Here is a 218-nt window from a genome sequence, read left to right on the forward strand (position 1 = left end):
GATCCAAGGGATGCAAATATACCACAAGATCCTAGTATAGCAGTAGAGAAAACAAGCAGTTTAGACGTGGGTGCTGATGGTGTAGCAAATGTAGGTGGTATCATTACTTATACTTATACAGTAACTAACACTCGAAATACAACAGTATTTAATGTGAAAGTTACTGAAGATGTAGCCGACTTTACTGGAACAGCAACATTACCAACACCAGAGTATGA

General features: G+C 38.1%; 1 protein-coding gene. It reads left to right on the plus strand.

The genetic code is table 11. The features are described 5' to 3' along the window. On the plus strand, positions 1-218 hold a 218-nt coding region (locus tag ACRHOC_RS15670), incomplete at both ends, for a DUF7507 domain-containing protein (protein ID WP_431159500.1).

This window comes from Winogradskyella poriferorum, from assembly GCF_050618035.1.
Lineage (GTDB): Bacteria > Bacteroidota > Bacteroidia > Flavobacteriales > Flavobacteriaceae > Winogradskyella > Winogradskyella poriferorum_A.